The 23502-nt window shown below is 63.9% G+C and carries 24 protein-coding genes; 6 read left to right on the forward strand and 18 right to left on the reverse strand.

The genetic code is table 11. The features are described 5' to 3' along the window. Position 1: 1 nt before the first annotated feature. The 12 genes from GJ672_RS04115 to GJ672_RS04170 form a co-directional block, all read right to left on the reverse strand. Positions 2-925, reverse strand: coding sequence for a hypothetical protein (locus GJ672_RS04115; RefSeq protein WP_154296005.1), 924 nt, complete (start codon positions 923-925; stop codon positions 2-4). Next, complete coding sequence (locus tag GJ672_RS04120) at positions 925-1383, reverse strand: type II secretion system protein J (protein WP_154296006.1); 459 nt, start codon at positions 1381-1383, stop codon at positions 925-927. Before GJ672_RS04120 ends, GJ672_RS04115 begins: the two co-directional genes overlap by 1 nt. Then, a complete protein-coding gene (locus GJ672_RS04125; RefSeq protein WP_154296007.1) occupies positions 1376-1900 on the reverse strand; it encodes a Tfp pilus assembly protein FimT/FimU in 525 nt (174 codons plus the stop codon). The genes GJ672_RS04120 and GJ672_RS04125 overlap by 8 nt, the downstream gene beginning before the upstream one ends. After that, positions 1891-2322 (reverse strand): type II secretion system protein, encoded by a 432-nt coding sequence (locus tag GJ672_RS04130; RefSeq protein ID WP_154296008.1) that lies wholly within the window; start codon positions 2320-2322, stop codon positions 1891-1893. The genes GJ672_RS04125 and GJ672_RS04130 overlap by 10 nt, the downstream gene beginning before the upstream one ends. Then, the gene (locus tag GJ672_RS04135; RefSeq protein WP_154296009.1) at positions 2322-3551 is read right to left on the reverse strand and encodes a type II secretion system F family protein; all 1230 of its coding nucleotides are present in this window, start codon (positions 3549-3551) and stop codon (positions 2322-2324) included. Before GJ672_RS04135 ends, GJ672_RS04130 begins: the two co-directional genes overlap by 1 nt. Position 3552: 1 nt before the next feature. Continuing rightward, a complete protein-coding gene (locus tag GJ672_RS04140) occupies positions 3553-5280 on the reverse strand; it encodes a GspE/PulE family protein (protein ID WP_154296010.1) in 1728 nt (575 codons plus the stop codon). A 1-nt stretch (position 5281) separates the two neighbouring features. Continuing rightward, on the reverse strand, positions 5282-5995 hold the full coding sequence (locus tag GJ672_RS04145) for a tetratricopeptide repeat protein (protein WP_154296011.1): 714 nt from the start codon (positions 5993-5995) through the stop codon (positions 5282-5284). Then, the gene (mshL, locus tag GJ672_RS04150) at positions 5992-7650 is read right to left on the reverse strand and encodes a pilus (MSHA type) biogenesis protein MshL (RefSeq protein WP_154296012.1); all 1659 of its coding nucleotides are present in this window, start codon (positions 7648-7650) and stop codon (positions 5992-5994) included. Before mshL ends, GJ672_RS04145 begins: the two co-directional genes overlap by 4 nt. A 3-nt stretch (positions 7651-7653) precedes the next feature. Continuing rightward, positions 7654-8082, reverse strand: a complete 429-nt coding sequence (locus GJ672_RS04155) for a hypothetical protein (RefSeq protein WP_154296013.1) — start codon at positions 8080-8082, stop codon at positions 7654-7656. After that, positions 8060-8773, reverse strand: a complete 714-nt coding sequence (gene gspM / locus GJ672_RS04160; RefSeq protein ID WP_154296014.1) for a type II secretion system protein GspM — start codon at positions 8771-8773, stop codon at positions 8060-8062. Before gspM ends, GJ672_RS04155 begins: the two co-directional genes overlap by 23 nt. After that, complete coding sequence (locus tag GJ672_RS04165) at positions 8766-10316, reverse strand: hypothetical protein (protein WP_154296015.1); 1551 nt, start codon at positions 10314-10316, stop codon at positions 8766-8768. The genes gspM and GJ672_RS04165 overlap by 8 nt, the downstream gene beginning before the upstream one ends. Positions 10317-10427: 111 nt before the next feature. Further along, positions 10428-10859 (reverse strand): type II secretion system protein, encoded by a 432-nt coding sequence (locus GJ672_RS04170; protein ID WP_154296016.1) that lies wholly within the window; start codon positions 10857-10859, stop codon positions 10428-10430. 233 nt (positions 10860-11092) lie between these two features. Between GJ672_RS04170 and GJ672_RS04175 the strand changes: the two genes are divergently transcribed. Next, complete coding sequence (locus GJ672_RS04175; RefSeq protein ID WP_154296017.1) at positions 11093-12127, forward strand: type IV pilus twitching motility protein PilT; 1035 nt, start codon at positions 11093-11095, stop codon at positions 12125-12127. Between the two features lie 76 nt (positions 12128-12203). Here the strand turns inward: GJ672_RS04175 and GJ672_RS04180 are convergent, their stop codons facing one another. The 3 genes from GJ672_RS04180 to icd form a co-directional block, all read right to left on the reverse strand. Continuing rightward, positions 12204-12584, reverse strand: coding sequence for a helix-turn-helix domain-containing protein (locus GJ672_RS04180; protein ID WP_154296018.1), 381 nt, complete (start codon positions 12582-12584; stop codon positions 12204-12206). Positions 12585-12881: 297 nt separating this feature from the next. Then, positions 12882-14624, reverse strand: a complete 1743-nt coding sequence (aceK, locus tag GJ672_RS04190) for a bifunctional isocitrate dehydrogenase kinase/phosphatase (RefSeq protein ID WP_154296019.1) — start codon at positions 14622-14624, stop codon at positions 12882-12884. Positions 14625-14643: 19 nt separating this feature from the next. Then, entirely contained in the window at positions 14644-15945 is a 1302-nt protein-coding gene (gene icd, locus GJ672_RS04195) for an NADP-dependent isocitrate dehydrogenase (RefSeq protein ID WP_370517606.1), read from the reverse strand. Between the two features lie 192 nt (positions 15946-16137). On the opposite strand from icd, the gene GJ672_RS04200 reads away from it, so the two are divergent. Then, positions 16138-17442, forward strand: coding sequence for an acetyl-CoA carboxylase biotin carboxylase subunit family protein (locus GJ672_RS04200; RefSeq protein WP_154296021.1), 1305 nt, complete (start codon positions 16138-16140; stop codon positions 17440-17442). Here the strand turns inward: GJ672_RS04200 and GJ672_RS04205 are convergent. Together GJ672_RS04205 and GJ672_RS04210 are read right to left on the reverse strand one after the other, a co-directional pair. Continuing rightward, complete coding sequence (locus tag GJ672_RS04205; protein WP_229381953.1) at positions 17421-18662, reverse strand: FAD-binding domain-containing protein; 1242 nt, start codon at positions 18660-18662, stop codon at positions 17421-17423. The two genes, GJ672_RS04200 and GJ672_RS04205, sit on opposite strands and share 22 nt — an antisense overlap. Further along, positions 18662-19141, reverse strand: a complete 480-nt coding sequence (locus GJ672_RS04210; RefSeq protein WP_154296023.1) for a methylated-DNA--[protein]-cysteine S-methyltransferase — start codon at positions 19139-19141, stop codon at positions 18662-18664. Before GJ672_RS04210 ends, GJ672_RS04205 begins: the two co-directional genes overlap by 1 nt. A gap of 77 nt (positions 19142-19218) precedes the next feature. Between GJ672_RS04210 and GJ672_RS04215 the strand changes: the two genes are divergently transcribed. Genes GJ672_RS04215 through GJ672_RS04230 form a run of 4 tightly spaced genes read left to right on the forward strand, consistent with a single transcriptional unit; the run spans position 19219 to position 22713 of the window. Then, positions 19219-20475, forward strand: a complete 1257-nt coding sequence (locus tag GJ672_RS04215) for a M20/M25/M40 family metallo-hydrolase (RefSeq protein WP_154296024.1) — start codon at positions 19219-19221, stop codon at positions 20473-20475. 23 nt (positions 20476-20498) lie between these two features. Continuing rightward, entirely contained in the window at positions 20499-21764 is a 1266-nt protein-coding gene (locus tag GJ672_RS04220; RefSeq protein WP_154296025.1) for an MgtC/SapB family protein, read from the forward strand. Next, complete coding sequence (locus GJ672_RS04225) at positions 21761-22519, forward strand: FkbM family methyltransferase (protein WP_154296026.1); 759 nt, start codon at positions 21761-21763, stop codon at positions 22517-22519. The genes GJ672_RS04220 and GJ672_RS04225 overlap by 4 nt, the downstream gene beginning before the upstream one ends. Beyond that, a complete protein-coding gene (locus GJ672_RS04230) occupies positions 22516-22713 on the forward strand; it encodes a hypothetical protein (protein ID WP_154296027.1) in 198 nt (65 codons plus the stop codon). The genes GJ672_RS04225 and GJ672_RS04230 overlap by 4 nt, the downstream gene beginning before the upstream one ends. A gap of 7 nt (positions 22714-22720) precedes the next feature. On the opposite strand, the gene GJ672_RS04235 is transcribed toward GJ672_RS04230, so the two are convergent. Beyond that, on the reverse strand, positions 22721-23458 hold the full coding sequence (locus tag GJ672_RS04235) for a DUF3581 family protein (protein WP_195759553.1): 738 nt from the start codon (positions 23456-23458) through the stop codon (positions 22721-22723). Positions 23459-23502 lie beyond the last annotated feature (44 nt).

Here is a 23502-nt window from a genome sequence, read left to right on the forward strand (position 1 = left end):
CCTAGTCAGTAGCAGACGCGGTCCGGTTAATGCTCCAGTTGCTCACCATGGTGTCATTCAACGCATCAGCAAGCGTATTGCCGCCGCCGATCTCAACCTCGCTCAACTGATCGGAATATACGACATCGTTCTCATTGCCCTTCAGATCACCGACGGCCAGAAACTTCTCGAACACCGATGTTTTACTTCCATCGAACGAGTCACAGCTCGTAGTCCCGTCCCCGCCTCGGGCGTGGTAAGGGGCCGGTTTGAAGTCGCCGGTTATCCCCACCGACTCCTCGAAACATAGTTGCCCACTATTCCCCTGTCCTCTGATATCAAGTTCGCCGTCAACAATGACGATACTCTTGAACCTCACATCGTTGCTGTTCCCAAGGTCGAAGATTACAGTCAGCTCATCGTCGTCCGTGAATCGCCAGGAATTTTCGACGGTTGCATGTTCAGACCACGTGCAGGTGATGGTTTTCTTACCGCTGGCCCCGTGTGTATTCGTTACCTCACAGAAATTTGTAGCAAGGGGGTCTTCCCAGTCCAGCGCGCCGCTGCCTGCGCCTTCATCGCTGCCGTCGCCGGACCCGCCGACGATGAACTCGTATCCGTACCGGGATCCACCTGCTTCCGTGCTCCCCGAGTGAGCGGACCCATCTGACGACAGCAGCGTGTTGCCCTCCGCGTACATGGTTTCCTCGAGGTCGTCACGGACATTATCCGCATTTCGGCCGGCGAATATTGCCAGCCTAAAAGAGTCGGCAATGCTCGTGCCCTGCATCATGCGGACCTCTTCGCCGCTGGTCTGGGTGTTTTGCTGCAGCAGTACACTCGTCCCTGCAGCCACACCGCCGACGGCCGTGACGGCCACTAGGGCAACCACCAGGGCGGCGCCGCGTTGATAGGTCAGTGGCTTTTGAGAGGTCTTCCTGTTCATTATGGAATCCTCTTGAATGCCCGAACGGAATAATTATCGGATTTGTCAGGCACTTTAATTTCCAGCTGATACAACCGTAGGGATGGATCGAGCTCTTTACAAGAAAAAACATCCACGTTTTTGAGGAGCACTTCGTCGTTGAGTAACAGAGCTTGTCCATTGCTGCTGTTTAACGAATATTCAGAGTCGCCAATGCTGAGGACTGTGTCATCAGTGGGCGGCGGCGCTGGACACTCGACCGTTTCGGTGTCACTGCTCAGACGAATCTCACTGGCCATGCGGCCCAGGGCGTAGTCGATATCCGCCTGGCGGCTCGCTGCCTCGCCGATGGTCGTTCGGCTTTCGATTACGCTGATCAGGGGGCGGCCGACAACGCCCGCGACGATACCGAGGATCACCAGCGTGACGACGATCTCGATGAGGGTTAGCCCCCGTTCTCGCCGATTCTCATTAATCAATCGGGATCACCAGTTCCAGGTTGTTGTTGCCGCGAATCGGGATACGGAATTGAGTTGCCCGGTCTCCAGCCAGACTAACGCCACGGCATTCGAAATTGCCATTAGAGCTGGGAATGGCCGGAACGCTGCATGCATTGAGGAGTTCTTCTGTCTCCGTGGAGTCCACCCAACCATCTGTGTTCGTTATTTCGGTCCAGTCGGCGGGGCAACTGTCAGCCTCGTCAGGGCCACAGGGCCCACATGCCTGCCAGGGTTCAGGGTCCCCGCCGCTTCCGGGGACGATGCTCCAGGCGTTCCCCTCGTGGATGGCCAGAATGGTTTCGTAGCAGGACTCGGCGGCCCGCACGTCCTGGCCGAAGCGCTCGTTGAACTGAATGCGGTCAAAGGCGGTGACCACCAGGGCGGTGACGGTGGCGGTGACGATCCCGACCACGAGCAAAGTGATAATGAGCTCGAATAGGGAAAGCCCTTGTTGATGCCTCAGGCGGTCATTGGCCTGACTCGGTTTTAGTCGCATGAAATAGATTCCGCGCGGCCCGTGTTCGGTCCCAGCTTGAGACAGCGGTTCAGATCGCTCAGCGTGATCTTGACGACATACGGGTCCTGACCACAGCCCCACTCACCATCACTCTCCACGCCGCCGAGTGAGGCATACCCGAACTCCACCTTGTCGGGGCAGACGTCGACATTGTCACCGGCGCGGGCTTCAATAAAAGCCTCTACGGTTGGGTTTTCGTCACTGTCCGCCGCCGGCAACTGGTACAGGGCCGCCGCCCGCGCGCGTCTAAGCTCCGCGATGACCCGATCCTCGGCTTGCAACAACCGCGACAGGTCGTTACCAATCAATCCGGCGGCGTTAAATCCGATGGTGGCGAGCACCCCCAGGAGCACCACAACGAAGATCACTTCAATCAGGGTGTATCCGTTCTGCCGCCGCATCAGAAGGCCGAGCTCATTTGCCAGACGGGCATGAAGATGCCCACCGCCAGGACCAGCACGAGCACGCCGATAAAGCCCACCATGATCGGCTCGATGTAAGAGGGCAGGCGTTTTAGGTCAGCGTCGACCTCGCTTTCATAGAAATCCGCGACCTGGTCCATCAGGTCCGCCAGCTGTCCGGTCTCCTCGCCAACAGCGAGCATCTGCAGCACCATGGGCGTGAACAGGCCGCTGCGTCGGCACACGTTGTGAAGGCTTTCGCCCCGCTCAATCCCCGAGCGTAGCCCCCGAATGCCCCGGCTGATATAGCGGTTGTCAGTGGCATCCGCGACTGAGTCGAGGGCCGCCAGCAGTGGGACGCCGGCGCGCAACGCCATGGCAAACGTGCGGCCAAAGCGGGCCAGCAGGGCGCGTTGCAACACGGGCCCCACCACCGGGATATGCAGCTTGAATTGATCCCACTGCAGTCGTCCCGCGTCGGTGCGCAGATAAGTCCGCAGAAAAAACCCTCCGCCAGCGGCCATGACCAGCCACAGCAGACCGTTGGCCTGAAACGTTTCGGACATGCTGAGCAGCAGACGCGTGGCCCATGGCAACTCGGCATCGAGGCTCCGGAAGAGCTGGGCGAAGGTGGGCATGACGAACAGGTTGACCATCAGGAAAGCCCCGACAATCGCGACCAGGACGAATGTGGGGTAGCGCATGGCGGATTTGATGCGCTCGCGGGTCTGACGCTCCTGCTCCAGGTTGTCGGCCATGCGGGCGAGGGCGGTCTCGATCTGGCCGGACTGTTCGCCGACCCGGATCATGTTGATAAACAGGGCCGGGAATACCTCGCGGTGCTCTCCCATGCTCTCGGCCAGGGCACTACCGCCCTCGAGCTCCGCGGCAATGTCCACCAGCGCTTTGCGCAAGCGGTCATTGTGGCTGTTATCCGCGAGGCCCCGCAGGGCGCGGACAACGGGTACGCCGGCGTGTAGCAGCGAGCGAAGGTGGCGCGCAAAAATGATGAGATCCTGCAGGGGGACCGGCCGGCCGAAGTAGCGGGCGAGGAGTTTGCCGACATCGGTGCCGGCATGAAGCGCCTGGTCCTCTTCGGGCTCCAGGGCGAGGGGGGTCGCACCGATGCCGAGGAGGTAATTGGCGGCGCCACGCTGATCGTCGGCATCGACTTCGCCCCGAATCAGTTGGCCTTCGCTGGTGCGTGCGCGGTAATGGAAGCGTGGCATGTCAGCCTTCCTCCTCACCGGTGGTTTCGCCCAGCACGCGAATGGCTTCCACCACATTGGTGGTGCCCTGGGCGATGAAATCCAGGGCGGTTTTTCTCAACGGCTGATAACCCGGCATTTGCTGAGCCAGCCGGGCAAAGGCAGAAATGTCCTGCTGTCGAAGGGCGTCGCGCATGGGCTGGTTGATCTCGAGGAGCTCGAACAAGCCGACCCGGCCACTGTAGCCACTGTGGTCGCAGAACGGGCAGCCTTCTCCCTCGTGAACCCGAACCCGGGCAGCCTCGGTCTGACCCGCTCGCTCCAGCCAGTCAATCTCCTCATGGGTGGGCGCGCGGGGTCGCGTGCACTGGGGGCAAACCCGGCGGACCAGCCGCTGGGCGACAATGCCGCGCAGCGCGGCGGCCAGCATGAACGGCGGGACGTCCATGTCCAGCAGACGGTTCGCGGTAGAGACGGCGTCATTGGTATGCAGGGTGGAGAGCACCCGGTGGCCGGTGATGGCCGCTCGCAGGGCTATCTCCGCGGTTTCGGTATCGCGAATCTCGCCCACCATGACGATGTCCGGGTCCTGGCGCAGCGCGGTTCGCAGCACCCGGGCAAAGTCGAGGCCAATCTGCTCGCGCACCTGCACCTGGGTCACCCGGGGCAGGGCATACTCCACCGGGTCCTCCACGGTGATGATCTTGACCTCGGGGGAGTTCATCTCGCTGAGGGCCCCGTAGAGGGTGGTGGACTTGCCCGAGCCCGTGGGTCCGGTCACCAGGATCAGTCCATTGGGGATGCCCAGCTGGCGGCGGAAGCGCTTGAGCAGATCTGAAGATATGCCGGTCTGCTCCAGCGAGGACACTGCGCCGTTCCGATCCAGCAGCCGCAGCACGACGCTCTCCCCATGCTGCTGGGGCAGAGTCGACAGGCGCACGTCAACGCTGCGTCCCTGGATGGTGGTGTGAAACCGGCCGTCCTGGGGCAGACGCCGTTCGGTGATGTTGAGCCCGGCCATCAGCTTGATGAGCGAGATGAGTGCGTTCTGGATGTTGCCTTGCCGGACGAGGCGTTCCTGTAGTAGCCCATCCTTCCGGGACCGTATCCGCAGGAGCTTGTCATCGGGCTCGATGTGGATATCGGAGATGCCGCGCTGAATGGCGTCGTCCATGAGCGACTTGAGCAGCCGCACCGCCGGCGAGCTCGCTCGACCGGCGCCCATGCTCAGGCTGCTCAGGTCGATTTCGTCGGCGCCCTCCAGCTCCTGGTTGATCTCGTCGGCAATGCTGGCGAGTTCTTCATCCCGGCCATAAACCAGGTTGACGACGTCGACGATCGCCTGACGCCCGGCCATCCGGAAATCCACGGGCTTTGGCAGAAGACGATCAATTTCATCCAGGGCCATCAGGTCGCCGGGGTCGTGGGTGGCCACCACGAACCGGTGGCTATCCTCTTCCACCACCACGGCTCCGAAGCGCCGCGCCACGTCCTCCGGTAACTGACGGGCGCCCTCCGGATCGACCCAGTACTGGGTCAGATCCACCGCCTTCAGGCCGTAGTGATCTGCCAGAACCTCATTGAGGCTCTGCTCGCTGACCAGACCGATCTGCACCAGGGTTTCCCCCAGTGCAAGGCCGGAGTTCTTTTGCTCGGCCAGTGCGCGACGCAGATCGTCCTCGCCGATCAGACCCCGCTGGATCAGCTGGTCGCCCAGGCGAAGCGGCTGTGCCGGTTGCGTCGCCGCCATCTTAATCACCCGCCGAGGGCAACTGAGCGACTTCCAGCGCCCGGATCCGGGCGCTGGCGTGATCCTGAATCGCCGGATCCAGGCCATCGTGATTGGTCAGGGCCGACCAGGCCGCATGGGCATCGGTGGCCTGGCCGGCATGATCCCGACTCACCGCCTCACCAAGAATCCACTGGGGTTCCGTGGGGTGCGCATCCCGGAGCTCGGCATACAGCGAAGCCGCCGCCAGGTGGTCGCCCTGCTGGCGATGGAGGGCGGCCAGATTGGCGCGAACCACGCGATCATCCGGGTCCACCCGGGGATGAATGCGCTCCAGCGCTCGAATGGCAGTCCGGAGATTGCCGTTGTCCCGGGCGGTGCGGGCCAGTAGTCGGGCGGTGGCTGGCTCCGGATCGGGCAGGGCGATGCCCTGAGCGAGCAACGTCTGAGCGCGCTCCGGGCGCCCCGCCGTGATCAGAATGCGGGCGTAGTCCCGTCGAGCGGCATCCAGTGCCTGATCCAGGGAGAGCGCCCGCCGGAAATGCTGTGCCGCTTCCGCCAGTTCGCCACGATCCAGGGCCTCCCGGCCATCGTGGTACAGGGTAAGCGCCCGCTCCCCGGCCTCGCGGGTGGATGGCGAACGCTCCAGGCCGTCACTCTGCGCAAAAGCGCAGGGCGCCATGATCAACACGCTGGCGAGGATCAACGCCAGGCACCGGGATCTCTGCGCTCTCATAGCATTTGCTCCAGTTGCTCGTCGATCAGACGCTGCCAGGAGGTGTCCTCTTCCACCACCGTGGGTCGCAGCAGGATGACCAGCTCGATCTTCTCAGCGCTCTGCTGCTGGGTGCCAAACAACAGATCCAGTGGTGGTATGTCACCTACACCGGGGACACGGGCATCGTTGCTGCGTTCCCGCTCTTCCATGAGTCCGCCGATGACGATCAGGTCACCGTTGCGGGCTCGAACGATAGAATCCGACTGGCGGACGTCACTGCTGGCGAGCTGGAATTGAACCGTCTCATCGCCGCGTTCCACGGTGCGTGGCGTTTCGCTGACGCTGGATACGGATGGCTGGACGTGAAGGGTGACCCAGCCGTTGCTATCGATGTTGGGTGTCACGTCGAGAGAGATCCCGGAGAAAAACGACCGGAATTCGGGGTCCACTTCGGTCTGTTGGGTACCGTTGGTGGTGGTGGTATCCAGATCGATGCCGGTCTGGAAAAAGCTGTCGGTGCCCACCTTGATGAGGGCTTTTTGATTGTTGAGCGTGGAGACCCGGGGCGAGGAGAGGACCATCACATTGCCCTGTTCCTCCAGCGCCTGGATCGTGGCGTCAAATCCAAAGGGTTCCTCGGCCCCCCGGAGGATGCCGAGCTCGAACAGCCCGGTGTCGTCTTCGGCCAACGGTGAGCTCACATCCACAGTGGTTTGGCGGCCGTCAACGCTGCCTACCCGACTCCAGTCAATGCCGGCGGTAAATTCATCGCTTAGGTTGACCTCGACAATGCGGGCTTCCAGCACCACCTGGCGGTTGAGGGTCGCCTGCAGGCCGTCCATGAAGGTTTCCACCTCATCCAGCGTGTCGGGGGTGGCCCGCACCACGACGGTGCCGGCTTCAGGACTGACTACCACGCGGGGAGTGTCCTGGCCGTTGCCATTGTCATTGCCGCCATCGGCGTCCATGAGGGCCATCACCTGCTGACTCCGACTGTCGTCCAGCAGGGTTCGCCCGGCAATGAGCTGGCGGATGGCGCTTTCAACATCCGCCCACAGACTGGAGCGTGAGCGGGTGACGAGGGAACTGCCGTTGATTTCGTTGTACCGGCGTGCGCTACGGTCTTCTTCGTTGGAGGTTATTTCGCCGCCGCTGATTCGGGTGCCGGAGAGCCCATCGCGCTCGACATTGATGTAGTCCAGCCGGAACACCCGGGTTTCCAGCAATTCCGGCAGCACCAGATAGGAGCTGCCGGTGCGCTGGAAGTGGTAGCCATACCCCTGGCGGAGGATCTCCATCACCTCGGGCACCGAAACATCGGTCAATCGCAGTGACACTTCCCCGGAGACGGCGGGGTGGACCACCACGTTGTAGGGGGTGTCTTCCACCAGCCCGTGATAGAAATCCGCCACGCTCACCCCATCAGCGGTGATGTCGAAACGCAGCTCGTCCAGCGGGCGCTGGGTGTCGTCCATTAATGGCGGCGGTTCAAGCAGCGCTTCGGCGGCTGACGGCAGGGGCGGAATCGCCTCATGAGCCGCCGGTGGCGCCGGAGTGCTCAGCCGCTCGGCAATGGCCGCGCGACGCTCCTCCTCGGTCTGGCCAAAAGTGGCGGCGCAGCCGGTCAGAGTTAGCAGCCCGAGGGTGAGCAGCAGTTTGCCGGAGGTTTTCATGAATTATTGATCCTGTCCCTGGTCTTTCGGTCGGGTTTTGATCACCCCGTGGTCCACCACGGGTTCTCGGCGATTTCCGTTGTTATCCGTGACCCGGAGCCCATGGGTGCCAATCGACTCCAGCGTCCCCAGCGGCGTGGCCTCACCGGGACGCAGCAGCGCACCGTTAATGATCGTGCGGCCCTGCCAGGTGCCACCCACCACTTCCCGAACCACTAACCTTGGCTGGGGTTCCGAGGGCGGTTCCTCCACCGCACCCTCCGGTGCCTCAACGCCGGTGAGTGGGTCCAGCAGTGTCATGGACTCTTCCGCTGGCGCTTCCAGAACCTCTGGCGGTGCGGTGGGGTCGGACAGCTCGTCCGCCCCGACGTCACTGACCGCCAGGATGCCGGCTGCCAGCCAGCCGGCGCTAATCCACCTGAGCTGGGGCATACAGATCAAACCTCACGTTGATTCGAGCCATGGGATGCTCCGTGACCGAATATTCCAGCGATCGCCACACCAGCTGAATGGCGTCGTCTTCCAGCGTCTCAAGAAAATCCACGATGTCGCCGAAAGTGCCCTCCAGCACCACCCGGATTTCGCGATGACGGATGTCCAGCCCGCTGCCACCGGTACCCTGCGCGCTGGTAATGCCCGAGCCGGGGCGGCGCTCGAAGCTGATCAGGCGCGGTCTCGCTTCGGTGTCCAGGGCATCCTGCAGGCGGCTCATGGCTGCCTGCATGGGAATGGTGGCGATAAAGTCGAGGCCCCGATTGACCAGCGCCTCGTTAAGCGCTTCCAGTTCCAGCTCCAGATCGTCGATATCGGCTCGGACGGCCTCGTCCGGATCGTCCGCTCGAGCAATGCGTTGCTCCAACCGGTTAATCGTGGCTTCCAGTTGCTGCTGCTGGTTCTGGAGGCTTCGATGATCGCTGTTCAGGGCACCCAGCCGGGTGGCCGCCGGCGAAAAACCGGACTGGTACCAGAACGTGGCGAGTACCAGAAAGATGGCGCTGGCCAGCAGCACGCGCTCCCGGGGGGTGCGCCCCATCAACCAGTCACTGGCCTGATCCGCCGCCAGCCGGACAGGTCGCGCGTATCGCGTCCAGAGGGCCTGGAGTTGCCGGAGGCGCTCAGCCATCGGCGTCTCTCAGTCCGCGCAGCAGGGCCTGGATGCCGTCTACCTGTCTCCGGGGGGGATCGGTCTCGGTGTCATTGCCATTGGCGTCGGCCACCAGCCCCTCCCCGCTAATGGAAAAGCGTCGGATGGTCACGCCGCGCTCGTGGTCCCGGGGGTCACTGATGTCGATGGATTCCGGGGACCAGTGGGCGAAAGCCGGTTGCTCGGGCAGTTCACTGGCCAGGGTCTCGGCTTCAAACAGGCCAAGGGCCTGACCCTGAAGCTGTATGCGATCCGGTTCGATGCGGATCTGCCGGAGCCAGAGCCCGTCCACAGAGGCGCGGGCAATCGCTTTCAGAGGCTCCGAGAACCCGGCTTTGAGTGAGGTGTCCACCCCCTCGAAATCCTCGATGATGGTGGTGTAGAAGTCCCGACGGGCCTCCAGGCGCTCGCGCTGTGCCAACAGGTCGGCGGACGGTTCCACGGTCTCCAGGCCGTCGGTGGCTTCCTGCAACTCAGTCACCCGGATTTGCAGCGCATCCCGGTTGTCCCGGGCGGTGCTCAGCCGATCCTCGGCCTGACTGAGCATGAACGACTGCACGCCACTGATGGCGGCCAGTGCCAGACACCCGGCCAGAACGCCGGCGGCCAGCACCGGGGGCGAGGTCGCGGAAAGGTGGCGCGGCGGCCGCTGGTAGACCGAGGCGGTGCCCCGTAACTCCCCGCCATACAGCCCGGCCAGCGCCAGCAACCCCGCTTGTGTGGCGGCGGTATTGGCCGTGGATTCATCCGCGGCTTCGAGATCCGCGGGCCGACCCAACGGCTTGACCGTGGCGTCCAGTTCACTGGTCAGCTGGTGTCGCAGTCGGTCGATGCCGGGGATTTCGGGGCCCAGCAACGCCACCGAGACCGCCCGATTGGACAAGCGCTTGTTGAAGTTTTCGGCCGTTCGAAGGACCTCCTGAGCCAGCCGGGACCGGGCGGCTTCATCCAGCCCCGTCTCCGGCGGCACTTCAACATGGATGGTGCGGGACAGATAAAGCCGGTCGCCGCGGGTGACGGTGATGCTGCTGCTGCGTGGACCGACAAAAACCGAGACCACCGGCGGTTCCGTGTCCGGCTGCCGGGTGCTGGGTCCGTCCGCCGAAAGCTGCCTCCGGGTTAGGGCCACCAGCGCCATCTCCCGGGGATAGACGGCCTGTAACTCCAGGCCGGCCCCGATGACCGCGTTGGTCACACGCTCCAGGGTGCTGGCAGCCATGACCGTGGCCCGCACCGGCGGTGCTCCATCCATGCCAATGCCGCGATCGTTGCTCAGGCGAACCCCGGTGGTGACGATTTCACTGGCGTCGAGCACCCCCGGCGGCGCGACCTTCCAGGCCAGCGCCTCCCGGAGTTCTTCATCGGCGATCCCCGGCAGATCGACGTACTGGGTTTCGTAATCCGCCCGGGCGAGCGTCACGGTAGCCGGCGTGCTCTTGAGCCCGAACTCCGCCACCAGACCCGCAAGCACCTGGCCGGCATCCTCACGACCGCACGGGCGATGGACGCACAACTCCAGCATCCCCCCGTCCGCCGACCGCACGGCCAGTGCGACGGAGGACGGGGCGAAGTGGACGGCCGTTTGCCGTGGGGCAGTTCGAGTTGAGATCAAATAGGCGCTCAGTGGTAGTTCTTAGTCAACGAAGTCGAAGTCGCAGGTCGTCTGGCCGATTTCGCCGTCGTCGATGGTCGGAACGGTAATTTCTACACCGTCGCTGCCGTCGCTTATTGTAAAGTCACCTTCGCCCAGAGCATTTATGTCGCTATTGCTAACTTCATCACAAACGTCACCGCCGCTCCAATTAACTCCACTATCGCCTGAGCCGTCTAATTCGTCCACGGCCAAATCCCGCGCAAACAAGTTGCCGATTTCCGACGCGGCGTTGGTCGCGGCCCCCTGCAGTTCCGCCTGGTCCTGCAGCCCGGTCAACTGGGGGATACCAATCGCTGCCAGCACGCCGAGCACGGCGAGGACGATGACCAGTTCGATAAGGGTAAAGCCCCGCTCCTTGCGCTCGCGGATGAGCTGGCGGGCGGACAAGGTTTTGAGATTTCGGTATTTCATTGAATGAAGTTCCTGACTGTTTTAGAAAATTCGGCGACTTCAGGGATCGTTACGATGCAAAGACGGACAATCGATCCGCAATTACAACGTAGGTATACAATAATCAACGGTAAATCTCAGAAAAACGCCAGCAGAATTAACAATCTAAAAACACACATGAAGTTAATGCGTTTTTTCTGGCCCTGGTCGCGATGCTAGCCTTCAGTTCAGTCAATTGATTAGCGAGCCTTTTCATGGAACTTAATGCCTTAATTTCAGAAGCGATTAACCATGGTGCGTCGGACCTGCATGTGTCCGCCGGAGTTCCTCCACTCGCCCGAATCGATGGTGAGCTGGTGTCAGTGGATGAAAACGCGGTGACGGCGAAGGCCTTGGAACGGGCCCTGCTGGATGTCATGGACGAGCGTCAGCGCGCGGCCTACGCCGATCACCGCGAGGTGGATTTTGCTCTGCAGGTGGAGGGCGCCGGGCGATTTCGGGTCAATGTCTATGAGCAGCTCAACGGGCCCGGGGTGGTGCTGCGGGCGATCCCGGAGGCGATTCCCTCGCTGGAATCCCTGGGGGCACCGTCGGTGGTGCAGTCACTGGCGGATCGGGCGCGGGGGCTGGTGCTGGTGACCGGGCCGACGGGGTCTGGCAAGTCCACCACGCTGGCGGCGATGGTGGACCATCGCAATCAGACCTATCCCGAGCACATCCTCACCATTGAGGATCCCATTGAGTTCGTCCATCCCCGGCAGCGGGCGCTGATCACCCAGCGGGAGGTGGGGCACCACACCCACGATGTCCATCACGCCCTGCGGGCGGCGTTGCGCGAAGACCCGGATGTGATACTGGTGGGGGAAATGCGAGACCCGGACACCATCCGCCTGGCCCTCACGGCGGCCGAGACCGGTCACCTGGTGTTCGGCACCCTGCACACGCGCACGGCGGCCAGCAGTGTGGACCGGATCATCAATACCTTTCCGGGGGAAGAGCAGGCCCAGGTGCGGGCCATGCTGGCCGAGTCACTGCTGGCGGTGATCTCCCAGTCCCTACTACCCCGGGCGGGGGGCGGGCGCGTGGCGGCCTTCGAGGTCATGGTGGCCATGCCGGCGATCCGTAATCTGATTCGGGAGAGCAATATCGCGCAGATCCCCAACGCGCTGCAGACCGGGCAGGCATCGGGCATGCAGACCATGGCCCAGGCGGTGCAGCGACTGAAGCAGCAGGGGCTGATATCTGCCGCGACCGCCGAGCCAATTATTGGCGAGAGTGGCCTGGGTTAATCCGGGGGATTAGCCCGATAGCGCACGACTGGCCACGCTGGGGCGTTCGTATCGTTACAATGCGGGTACGCGAGACCTAGTTTCCTGATCTCCCTGACCTGGCGACGGATTCGATTACATCCACCAATTCGTCCCGGAAATCACTCAGTGCGTCACGCAATCGCTGGGCCGGGCTGAGATAGCGCACTCGACGATCCTCCGATCCGTTGGTGACCTCCAGCCACCCGTCTGCCAGCAACTGCCGAAGGTTATATTGAATCCCCGCCTCGGAGTACGGCAATTCCTGCACCAGCTGTTTCATGGAGAGCGGCTTGCCCTGATCAGAAGCCCTCGCCACGGCAAGGCAAATATCACAGGGGATATTCGATGCAGCGATGGGGAGATGCTTCACGGCGCGGCGGCGGACCTCGTAGGCCATCTGCACCGGATTCAATGACTCAACGCTGAACTGTTCCATGTGTTACCCACTATGATCTACGGAATGTTAGAGACCTACTGCATCCAGCAGAGTTCTCAATCATTACTTTTAACCCATCAATTTGCGGGATGATTTGTCGTCTATCTTTAAGTTAAAGAGGGAAATTCACTTGCATTAAGCGATCATCAATAGCGCGTTCATGCGCTGCAGACCGGGCAGGCATCGGGCATGCAGACCATGGCCCAGGCGGTGCAGCGACTGAAGCAGCAGGGGCTGATATCCGCCGAGACCGCCGAGCCGATTATCGTTGAGGGTGGTCTGGGTTAATCCGGGGGATCAGCCCGATAGCGCACGGCTGGCCACGCTGCGCCGCTCATAGGGCACCAGCTCCGCCACTTCGCCCGCCAGGCGGCGGCGCTTCACCCCGCGCCAGTAATCGGCGGTGAGCAAATCGCCGTGTGCCGCCAGGAAAGTCTGGCGCAGGCGGACGGGCATGGCGAGAAAGCGGATGAATTCCTCGGGGAAAATATCATTGGCGCCCACGAACCGGTGGGTGCCATGGTCCATCAGCGGATAATCCTCGTCCGGCTCCGGCAACTCGTAGAAATTGCACTCGGTAATGAGCTTGACCTCGTCATAGTCATAAAAGACGACCTGACCGGCGCTGGTGACCCCGAAATTCTTCAGGAGCAGGTCGCCAGCGAAGATATTGGTCTCCGCCAGATCCTTCAGGCACCGGCCATAGTCCAGGATGACCCGATCGGCTTCCGCCGGTTCCACCTCGCGCACATACAGGTTCAGCGGCCGCACCCGGCGCTCGACGTAGGCGTGCTGGAAGACAATCTGGTCCCCGTGAAAGCTGACGCTGTTGGCCGCCTCCCGTAGCAGCTCGTCCTGCAGTTCGGCGCTGAAGCGCTCCCGGGGCAGCTCCAGATTGCGGAAGTGCTGGGTGTCGATGAGCCGGCCGGCGTGGTCATGACGGGACACCAGCCGGTAGCTCTGGTGGACATCGTCGTGGGTCGTGGTCTTGGGGGGACGGAAGACATCCCGCATGACCTTGAACACCAGGTTGAAGGAGGGGAGGGTGAAGACAATCATCACCAGTCCCGCTTCACCGGCGGCGTGCACGAAGTCGTCGTTGGTGCGATCCAGATGCCGAATCAGCGAGCGATAGCGTTCGGTCTTGCCCTGGCGCAACCGGCCGAGCACGGTGTAGAGCTCGTCAATGGGTTTGTCCGGCAGGATGTCGTGGAGGAACTGCACCGCCGCCACCACCGAGGTGGGATCGGCGAAGTAATACGAGCGGGTGTAGGAAAACACCACCCCGATCTGCTCGGTGGTCAGCAGCACCGTGTCGACGCAGATGCCATCGTCGTCATTGCGCAGCGCCACCACGATGGGACGGGTTTCGTCGGGCAGCCGCATGCGCCCCACCAGGTAGGCTCGGGTGCCCTGAAAGAAGTGGGTATCAATGAACTCGAACCGCAGGCAGCGGGCGTCGGCGTCTTCGCCCAGTGAGCGGCGGATGGCATCCGCCATGAGCCGGGCGTCGCCGTCGGCATCGGCGTAGCCACCGCGAAAACGGAAGTCGTGCAGGATTTCAGCACAGCTCTGTTCGAGGTTGTCCCAGGCGGGATAGCGCCGCATGGTCAGCGACTCGATGCCTTCCTCCGGGGGCGGCTGGACGAACTCCAAGGAGGCATCCACACCCCGGGTGCCAAAGACCCGGCGGGTGATGGAGTTGAAGAAGGTCTTCATGAAGCCGGCGTCGGGCATGGCGCCCACCCGCAGGCCGTAGTATTCCCGAATGGCCGGCCACAGTTCGTGGTCGAGGAGTTGTTCGCCCAGGTCCTCGCGCAGCCCCTTCACCGTCCGCCGGGCCCAGGTCTCGTAGAGCTCGATGCGCAGGGCGATGTCGGCCATCTGCCCCTTCCAGTCGCGGTGCTCGAAACGCCGCCGGGCCCGGGTGGTGATCCGCCGGAACTGGCGGTTGTACTGCTCGAAACCGCGATGAATTCGCTGGGCCGCCGCGGCCACCAGGGGCCGCGACGGACTGTGGAGATGATCCGCGGGTCTCATCGCCCAGCGCTCCGCCGGGTCAGTCGGTCATGCGCTTGACGATGGCCTCACCGAACTGCGAGCAGCTCACCTTGGTGGCGCCGTCCATCAGGCGCGCAAAGTCATAGGTGACGTGCTTGCTGGCAATGGCGGCGTCCATGCCCTCCAGCACCAGGTCGGCGGCTTCGGACCAGCCCAGATGGCGAAGCATCATCTCCGCGGAGAGGATGATGGAGCCGGGGTTCACCATGTCCTTGCCAGCGTATTTCGGCGCCGTGCCATGGGTGGCTTCGAACACGGCGTGGCCGGACTGCTCGTTGATGTTGCCGCCAGGGGCGATACCGATGCCGCCCACCTGGGCCGCCAGGGCGTCGGAGAGGTAATCGCCATTGAGGTTCATGGTGGCGATGACGTCAAAGTCGGTGGGGCGGGTGAGCACCTGCTGCAGGGTGATGTCAGCGATGGAGTCCTTGATGAGGATCCGGCCCGCGGCGACGGCGGCGTCCTGCTCGGCGTTGGCGGCCTCCTGGCCCTTTTCGGCGACGGTGCGCTCCCACTCGCTCCAGGTGTAGGTCTCGGCGCCGAACTCGCGCTCGGCCAGCTCGTAACACCAGGTGCGGAAGGCGCCCTCGGTGTACTTCATGATGTTGCCCTTGTGAACAATGGTCACCGACTTGCGGCCATTGTCGATGGCATAGCGGATGGCGGCGCGCACCAGCCGCTCAGTGCCCTCCCGGGAAATGGGCTTGATGCCGAAACCGCACTCGTCGGGGAAGCGGATGTTGGCGTAGGCGGACGGGAAATGCTCCGCCAGCAGCTTCTTGAACTGCTCGTTTTCGCTGGACCCCGCCTCGAATTCGATGCCGGCGTAAATGTCTTCGGTGTTCTCGCGAAAGATCGCCATGTCCACCTGATCCGGGTTTTTCACCGGCGAGGGGACGCCGTTGAACCAGCGCACCGGCCGCAGGCAGACGTACAGGTCCAGGACCTGGCGCAGGGCCACGTTCAGGGAGCGAATGCCGCCGCCCACGGGGGTGGTCATGGGGCCTTTAATGGAAATCAGATACTGGCGGATGGCGTCCACGGTCTCATCGGGGAGCCAGGCGCCCACTTCGTTGTTGGCTTTTTCGCCGGCCAGTACTTCCATCCAGTGAATCTTCTTCTGGCCGTTGTAGGCCTTGGCCACCGCCGCGTCCACCACGCGCTGCATCACCGGGGTGATGTCCACGCCAATGCCGTCGCCTTCGATGTAGGTGATAATGGGGTTGTCCGGGACGTTGAGAACGCCATTGTCGAGGGTAATCGGCGCGCCGTCGGCGGGGACTTGGGGTGTGCTCATGATGTCTCTCTCCCTTGCTTGGCCAACTCAAAAGTCGCGTTATTTTTCCACACTCGGGGCCGCGAAGACAGCCGCAGCCTGAAAGCAGGGAACTTCCCCCGGTCATTACTGACCGATGCGTGAAGAGTCGTAAGCGCAGGTGCGCTGACACCAATTGGAGTGGCAACAGGCCCGGAGCGGGCCGGGGAGGGTCGCTTGAAAGGACAACGGGATGTCTTTGTTTTCGGTCTGGATGACTTTCATCGCGAGCAGCTCGCGACCATCGAGGATGCCCATCGGCTGAGGTTCCATCAGCTCCTCGAGCACGACGAGGCGATCCATCCGGAGTATTTTCCGGTGGATGACATGCTGGCGAAGAGCGTGCGAACCCTGGAGGCATTTCCCGGCACGGTGGATGCGGTGTGCACCTACTGGGACTTTCCCACCAGCACGCTGGTCCCGATTCTCCGTGAGCGCCTCGGGTTGCCGGGGGCCGGGCTCACTGAGGTCCTCAAGCTGGAGCACAAATACTGGGCTCGTCTCGAGCAGCAGGTGGTGGTGCCCGATCTGATCCCGCCCTTTGACTGGGTGGATCCCTTTGCCGATGAACCCGGCAAGGGGCTGGCGCTGGGTTACCCATTCTGGCTCAAGCCCATTAAGGCGCATTCCTCCTATCTGGGATTCAAGATTCACAACCACCGCGAATTCCGCGACGCCATCGAGAAAATCCGTGCCGGCATCTACCAGTTCGGTGAACCCTTCAACGCCATTCTCGACAAAGCGGAGCTACCGCCGGACATCGCGCCGGTCCGCGGGTATCAATGCATCGCCGAGGGCATCATCAGCGCCGGCAAGCAGGCGACCCTGGAGGGTTATGTCTACAACGGCGAGCCCCGGGTCTACGGAGTGATCGACTCCATTCGCGGCGGGCCGCATCGCTCCAGCTTTTCCCGCTATCAGTACCCCTCGCAGTTGCCCAACAGCGTCGAGCGCCGCATGACCGACGCGGCCATTCGGGTGATGGCGCATTCCGGCTATGACAATGCGCCCTTCAACATGGAGTTTTTCTGGAACCGGCGCACCGATGCCCTGGCACTGCTGGAGGTGAACGCGCGCTGCTCCAAATCCCACTCCCCCATGTTTCACATGGTGGATGGGGCGTCCCACTTTCAGGTGATGGCGCACTTGGGGCTGGGTGAGGCTCCGTCCATGCCCCATCGGGCCGGGCATTATTCCGTGGCAGCGAAGTTCATGTTGCGGGCGCATCGGGACGGCCAGGTGACCCGGGTGCCCAGTGACGACGACATGCAGCGCCTCGAGGAGCGCTTCCCCGAGGCCTGCGCCCGGGTGGGGGTCACCGAAGGTCAGCGGCTGTCGGCACTACGCTTTCAGGACAGCTACAGCTTTGAGCTCGGTGAGATCTTCCTGGGCGGAAAGAATCGCGCGGATCTGCTCCGCCGCTACCAAGAGGCCAAGCAGATCCTCGATTTCCGCATCGATCACGACGCGCTGGCGGCCTGACGGTCCCGGATCAAGGGCTGCGCCGCCTTCCAGAAGCGGAAGAATCCATGGGTGGCGGCGGGCCAGTGCTGGACGTCCCAGTCCCGTGGCACGGCCTGGAGTTCCACCCCTTGGGCTGCCAGGGCGGGCCGCAGGCCGTTGAGCGCATCAGCGATGGGGCCGGTGGGCGCCCAGGGGGTGAGCAGCCGGTCCACTCCGGCAGCGGCCAACGCCTCCGCCAGTCCCCCGGCCTTGCCGCCGCGATCCACCGTGAAGGGAGTCCGGTCAGGGGTGGCGCCGTTGCGGGCCAGTGCGTCGCCGAGGCCCGCCGCCGCGAACCGGCTCACGGCATCGCTCACCGGGTCCGCGCTGCGCCAGTCCGTGGCCTGGATGGCCACCACCAGGGGCCAGTCGGGGGTGCCGAACAGGGACTCCGGGTGCAGGTCGTCCTCGGTGATCAGCAGGCCGGTGCGGGGGGTGAGCTGCCAGTCCACCGGCAGCGGTGACGGGCCCACCGGCGGGCGTTCGATGCCTTCCGGCGCCGGCGCTTCGGCACTGAGAGCCTGACCGGGGCTGAATCGGCCATTGGTGTAGCGCTCGATGTTGCTGGGCCGGGCCAGATAAGTCTTGCCCGGGGTGTGAAGGCCCGCCACCCATCGCCAGGAGAGGGTGTTGGAGGCCGGATCACCGTCCAGCAGCTGCCGCAGAAAAAAGTCCGCCCCCAGTGCCCAGGGTAGCTGCAGGGTAAATACCCAGATACTCGCAAACCACATGCGGGCGTGATTGTGCAGATAGCCGGTGGCAATCAGTTCCTCCACCCAGGCGTCAAAGCAGTCAATGCCGGTGCCGGCGTCCAGGGCCTGTTGCAGGTCCCGGGCCAGGCGCTTGTCCCGCGCCACCTGTTGACGTGCCTCAAGGCAGGCGGCGCCGTAGTCGTGCCAATGCACCGGCCGGCGTTCCAGAAAGCCTTTCCAGTAGGTGCGCCAGCAGACCTCCTGAATGAATTTCTCCGCGCCCTCCAGGCCATGCCGGGCGAGGGCGGCATCAATGACTTCGTCTTCGCGGATCAGGCGGTGACGCAGCCAGGGCGACAGGCCGGACACCCGGTTATCCCCCCCTGGGCCGAAGTCGTGATTGCGCCAGTCGGTGTAAGCCCGCCCCGCGTGGGGGATGAACTGCTGCAGGCGCTGCAGACCCGCCTCGCGGGTGGCGGACAGGGGTGAGATCGCGGTGTCGTCCACTAGGCGGACTCCTGTGATTGTTCCCATTGAAGGATTCGGCATTTGCGCTCGCGCCCACCCAGATAGCCCCCGAGATCACCATCGGAGCGCACCACCCGGTGACAGGGAATGAGCACTGGCACCGGATTGCGGGCCACGGCGCTGGCCACCGCCCGAACCGCCCGGGGGCGACCGATCTGCTCGGCCAATCCCCGGTAGGTGATCCGCTGACCGGGTTGCAGCCGCGCCAGGGCCCGCCAGACCCGGATTTGAAAGGCAGTGCCGGTCAAGGCCACCCGCCAGCGCCCCTGGGAAGACCAGGCCGGTTCGTTGCCGCTCGCCCGGTCCGCCGGGTCGGATGGGTCGACAAAAACCGTTTGGATGATCTCATGCCGGGTGCCGATAAGCCGAAGGGCACCCCAGGGGCCGTGCCAGATGGCCCGGCGTTCGGCCGATGGTAGTTGCTGGCAGAGGCGAATCAGCGGTGGCGCTGTCAGCACGGGCTGCTCCGCGGCGGTGAGTCACGTTATCCTACCGGCTGTCTCACCTTTCGTGAAACAACAACAGGGAGCCTGATATGGCCGATAATGCCAAGCCCTGGGCGGCCTCGATGCCCGACGCCCAGTTCCACCTCATGCATGACATTCTGGCGGCACCCAGCCCCATCGGGCTCGAGGCCGCCATGACCGAGGGCGTGCTGAAACCTCATTTCGAAAGCATCGCCCCGGCCGGCTGGCAGGTTCACAACTTCAAGGGTCATGCCGGCGTGGTGCTCGACACCCATCCGGGGCGGGATGATCTTTTTACGGTGATGGTAATTGGCCATGCCGACAAGATTCGCATGCAGGTGCGCAGCATCGGTGAGGACGGCAAGGTCTGGATCAACAGCGACTCCTTCCTGCCCACCACCCTGATCGGGCACGAAGTCAGCGTGTTCAGCGAGGATCCGGACAACCCCGGGCAGTATCGACGCCTGGACGGCGGCACGGTGGAGGCGCTGGGCGCCATCCATTTCGCCGATCCCAAGCTGCGGTCCGGCGACAAGGGCGTGCGCAAGGAGCAGCTTTATGTGGAGCTGCAGATTCACGGCGCGGACAAGAAAAAGCAGGTGGAGGCGCTGGGCATCCGCCCGGGGGACAGCATCCTGATGAATCGGCCGATTCGCCGCGGATTCGGCCCGGACACCTTTTACGGGGCGTACCTGGACAATGGGCTGGGATGCTTCGTCGCCGCCGAGGCGGCTCGCCTGGTGGCGGAGGCCGGCGGCGCCGAGCACGTGCGGATGCTGTTTGCGGCGGCCACCTATGAGGAAATCGGGCGATTCGGCAGTCGGGTGCTGGTCAGCGAGATGCGGCCGGACGCCATTATCGGCGTTGATGTGAACCACGACTACGTGGCCGCCCCGGGGATCGGTGACAAGCGCATGGCCCCCATTGAAATGGGCAAGGGCTTCACCATGAGTGTCGGCTCCATCGTCAGTGAGCAGCTCAATCAGCGCATCGAAGCCGTCGCCCGGGCCGAGGGCATCCCCATGCAGCGGGACGTGGTGGGCGCCGACACCGGCACCGACGGCATGGCGGGCGTGCTGGGCAACGTGGACTGTGCCGCCACCTCGGTGGGCATGCCCATCCGTAACATGCACACCATCTCGGAGAGCGGCTGCACCCGCGATGTGCTGGCCTGCACCCATGCGGTGGCGGCCACCCTGCGGGCCATGGACGTCGAGGAATCCGAGCCGGGCCGGCTGGCGGCAGCGTTCCGGGGCAACCACCCGCGCCTGGATCAGGCCGTGGGCCTGGCGCATCCCGGCGGCGAGTCGGAGGGCAACGATTAAACCCGGCCGGCGGACCTGACGCCATGGCGGACGCCGAGCACTGGTTAGGGCTGGGCGCCGCTCTGGCGGTGGGTCTGGTGATCGGGCTGGAACGGGGCTGGTGGCTGCGTCAGGCCGCCGAAGGTCATCGGGTGGCGGGGGTGCGGACCATTGCCCTGATCGCCCTCAGCGGCGGCGTGGCGGGACTCATCGCCGCCCATCTGGGCGTGGTCATCGTGGTGGCGGTGTTCCTGGTTCTCGGGGTGCTGCTGCTGCTGGGTTACCGACGCACCTTCCGTCGAAACGGCGACGCCGGGATCACCACCGAAGTGTCCTCGGTGCTCGCTTTTCTGCTGGGCGTCCTGGCCACCACCGGATACCCGTTGCCGGCGATTGCCGGCGGGGTCATCACCGCCCTTCTGCTGGGCACCAAGCCGGGGCTCCATGCGCTCATGCATCAACTGGATGGCCCGGAAGTGCGGGCGATCCTGCAGCTGGCGTTGATCAGTGCCGTGATTCTGCCGCTGCTCCCTGCCGAGGGCTACGGGCCGTGGAACGCCCTGAACCCCTATGAAATCTGGCTGATGGTGGTGCTCATCAGCGCCATCGGCTTTTCCGGGCATTTCGCGGTCCGCTTGATGGGACCCCGCCGCGGAGTGCTCTACACCGGGCTCTTTGCGGGCCTGGCCTCATCCACGGCGTTGACACTGGCGCTCTCCCGGGCGGGTCGCGATCAGCCTCGACTACAGCCGCTGTTCGCAGGGGCGGTGGCCATTGCCAGCACCACCATGTTCCCGCGCATTTTGTTGCTGGTGGGCCTGGTCTCCCCCGCCTTGCTGCCGGCGCTTTACCTGCCCATTGGACTGTTGACCGTCGCCGGGCTGCTGGGCGTGGCCTGGCTGGTGTCCAGAGCACCGGCAGACGCCGGAGAGCAGGGTCATCCGCCCATGCATCGGCCTTTCGAACTGGCCACGGCGCTTCGTTTCGGTGTGTTTCTGGTGGGCATTGTGTTGCTCGCGGAGGCCTTCCGGCGCTGGGCGGGTGATGCGGGGATTTACCTGCTCGCCGCCATTTCCGGGCTGAGTGACGTGGATGCGATTACCCTGTCCCTCGGACGCATGGCCGGCGGCGACCTGACCCCGGAAGTGGCGGCGCGGGGGATTGTCTTGGCTGCCATTGCCAATACGCTGGTCAAGCTGGGTCTGGCGGTGGTGATCGCTCGGGGTCAGATGGGACGGCTGCTGGCGCTGGCCCTCGGGGCGGTGGCGTTGGTGGGGCTCGGCTGGGTGGTTTGGGGGACACTTGCATGAGCATGGCGGCGACCCTGGGGTTGATGCGCTCGGTGCTGGTTTACGGCGGGCCTTGGCGACAGCCGCGATTACGGCGGTTTTACCGGCAGTTCGTTCAGCCCGGTGACACCGTGTTTGATATCGGCGCCCATGTGGGCGACCGCAGCTGGGCGTTCGCGGCGCTGGGCGCCCGGGTGATCGCCTGCGAGCCACAGCCCGGTCCGCGGCGCTATCTGAGCTGGCGTCTGGGGCGTCGTCCCGAGGTGGTGGTGCTGGCGGAGGCGGTGGGCGAGGCGGCTGGCGAGGCCAGTCTGGCGGTCAGCGATCGTCATCCGACCTTGGCCACCCTGTCCCGGGAATGGACGCGAAGGATCGGCCAGGACAACGCCAGCTTCGAGGCGGTGGAGTGGGGTCGATCCGTGACGGTACCCGTGACCACTCTGGATGACCTGATTGCGCAGTACGGGGTGCCGAGCTTTTGCAAAATCGATGTGGAGGGGCATGAGGCCGCGATTCTGCAGGGGCTTTCACAACCCCTGCCGGCGTTATCCTTCGAGTTTGTCGCCGGCGGTGAGGACATTGCGCTGGCCTGCATGACCCGGCTGGGTGAACTGGGCGAATACCGCTATAACCTGGTGCAGGGGGAGCGACGGCGGCTGGCTTTCGAGCCATGGCAGGGGCCCGAGGCAATGGCGGGCTGGATCAGGCAGAATGCTCGAACTGCCGGCTCGGGCGATATCTATGCCCGCCGGATCACTGAAGGGGACCCCGGTTGATTCGACAGATTCTTTTGACCCTGGCGGTAGCCCTGGCCGTCTATCTGGTGGTCAAGGCCCGACGCCGTGCCGCCGAGGTGGCGAAGCACGAAGCCACCGCTCCCCGGATAACGCCGCAGGCTATCGCCGGGTGGGTGCTGCTGGTCCTGATGATCGTGATCGCGGTGGCCAGCGCTTGGCTGGCCGACGGCTGAGGCCGTTTCAACCGGCCGCGGCCGCGGCGGCGCGCTGTCGGTAACGCTCGATCATGGACTCCATGGCCGCGTCGTCGTAAGGGCGCAGGCCACTGATCAGCATTTTCTTCCAGCACTCGCCGATGAGGCGACCCGCCTGCAGGATGTCGTACTGGTAATCCACCTCGCCGCGTTTGCCGCTGACGGTGAGCTCGGAGTGTCGCAGCCGCACCACCGGTGGCTCGGTCAACGGCGCTTGCAGCTGAATGCCCATGCTGTCGTAGACCACCAGGGGCCGCTCCGGGTTGAACATCACACCCTGATCGCGCAACAGCGGATGGAGCAGGCCCGGAAAGGTCTGCCCGGAACAGGCTACGTACTGCTGGATCAGCCCCTGCAGGGCCGCCGAGGGCGTGGTCAGCGGTTCTTCGTAGTGGGCGATGACGTATTCCCGCCCCTGGGCGTCAGTGACTGCCAACTGTTCACCGGGGGCGTCCGGAAAAGTCAGCGGTGTGTCGCCGCGGAGCATGCCGCGGAATTGCAGCCGCATGACCCGGGCGAGACCACATCGCTGAACGATGAGAGCAAACAGCAGATCGCCGGGTACGCAGAAGCGGGAGGCGTCTTCATCGTGCAACGGGTTGTGGTCGCCGGCGATGTGTTTGGCGAATCGGCTCCCCTGAGCCGCCGAAATGCACACCTGCCCCTCATTCAGGGCATGGAAAGGCGCCAGCAGATCCTCGGGCGTTGCCCCAGCGGTTTTCATCCTCATACCTCGCAATCAAACCGCTCATGGTAGCCCCGCCTCGG

Origin of the sequence: Spiribacter sp. 2438 (assembly GCF_009676705.1) — a bacterium.
Taxonomy (GTDB): Bacteria; Pseudomonadota; Gammaproteobacteria; order Nitrococcales; family Nitrococcaceae; genus Spiribacter.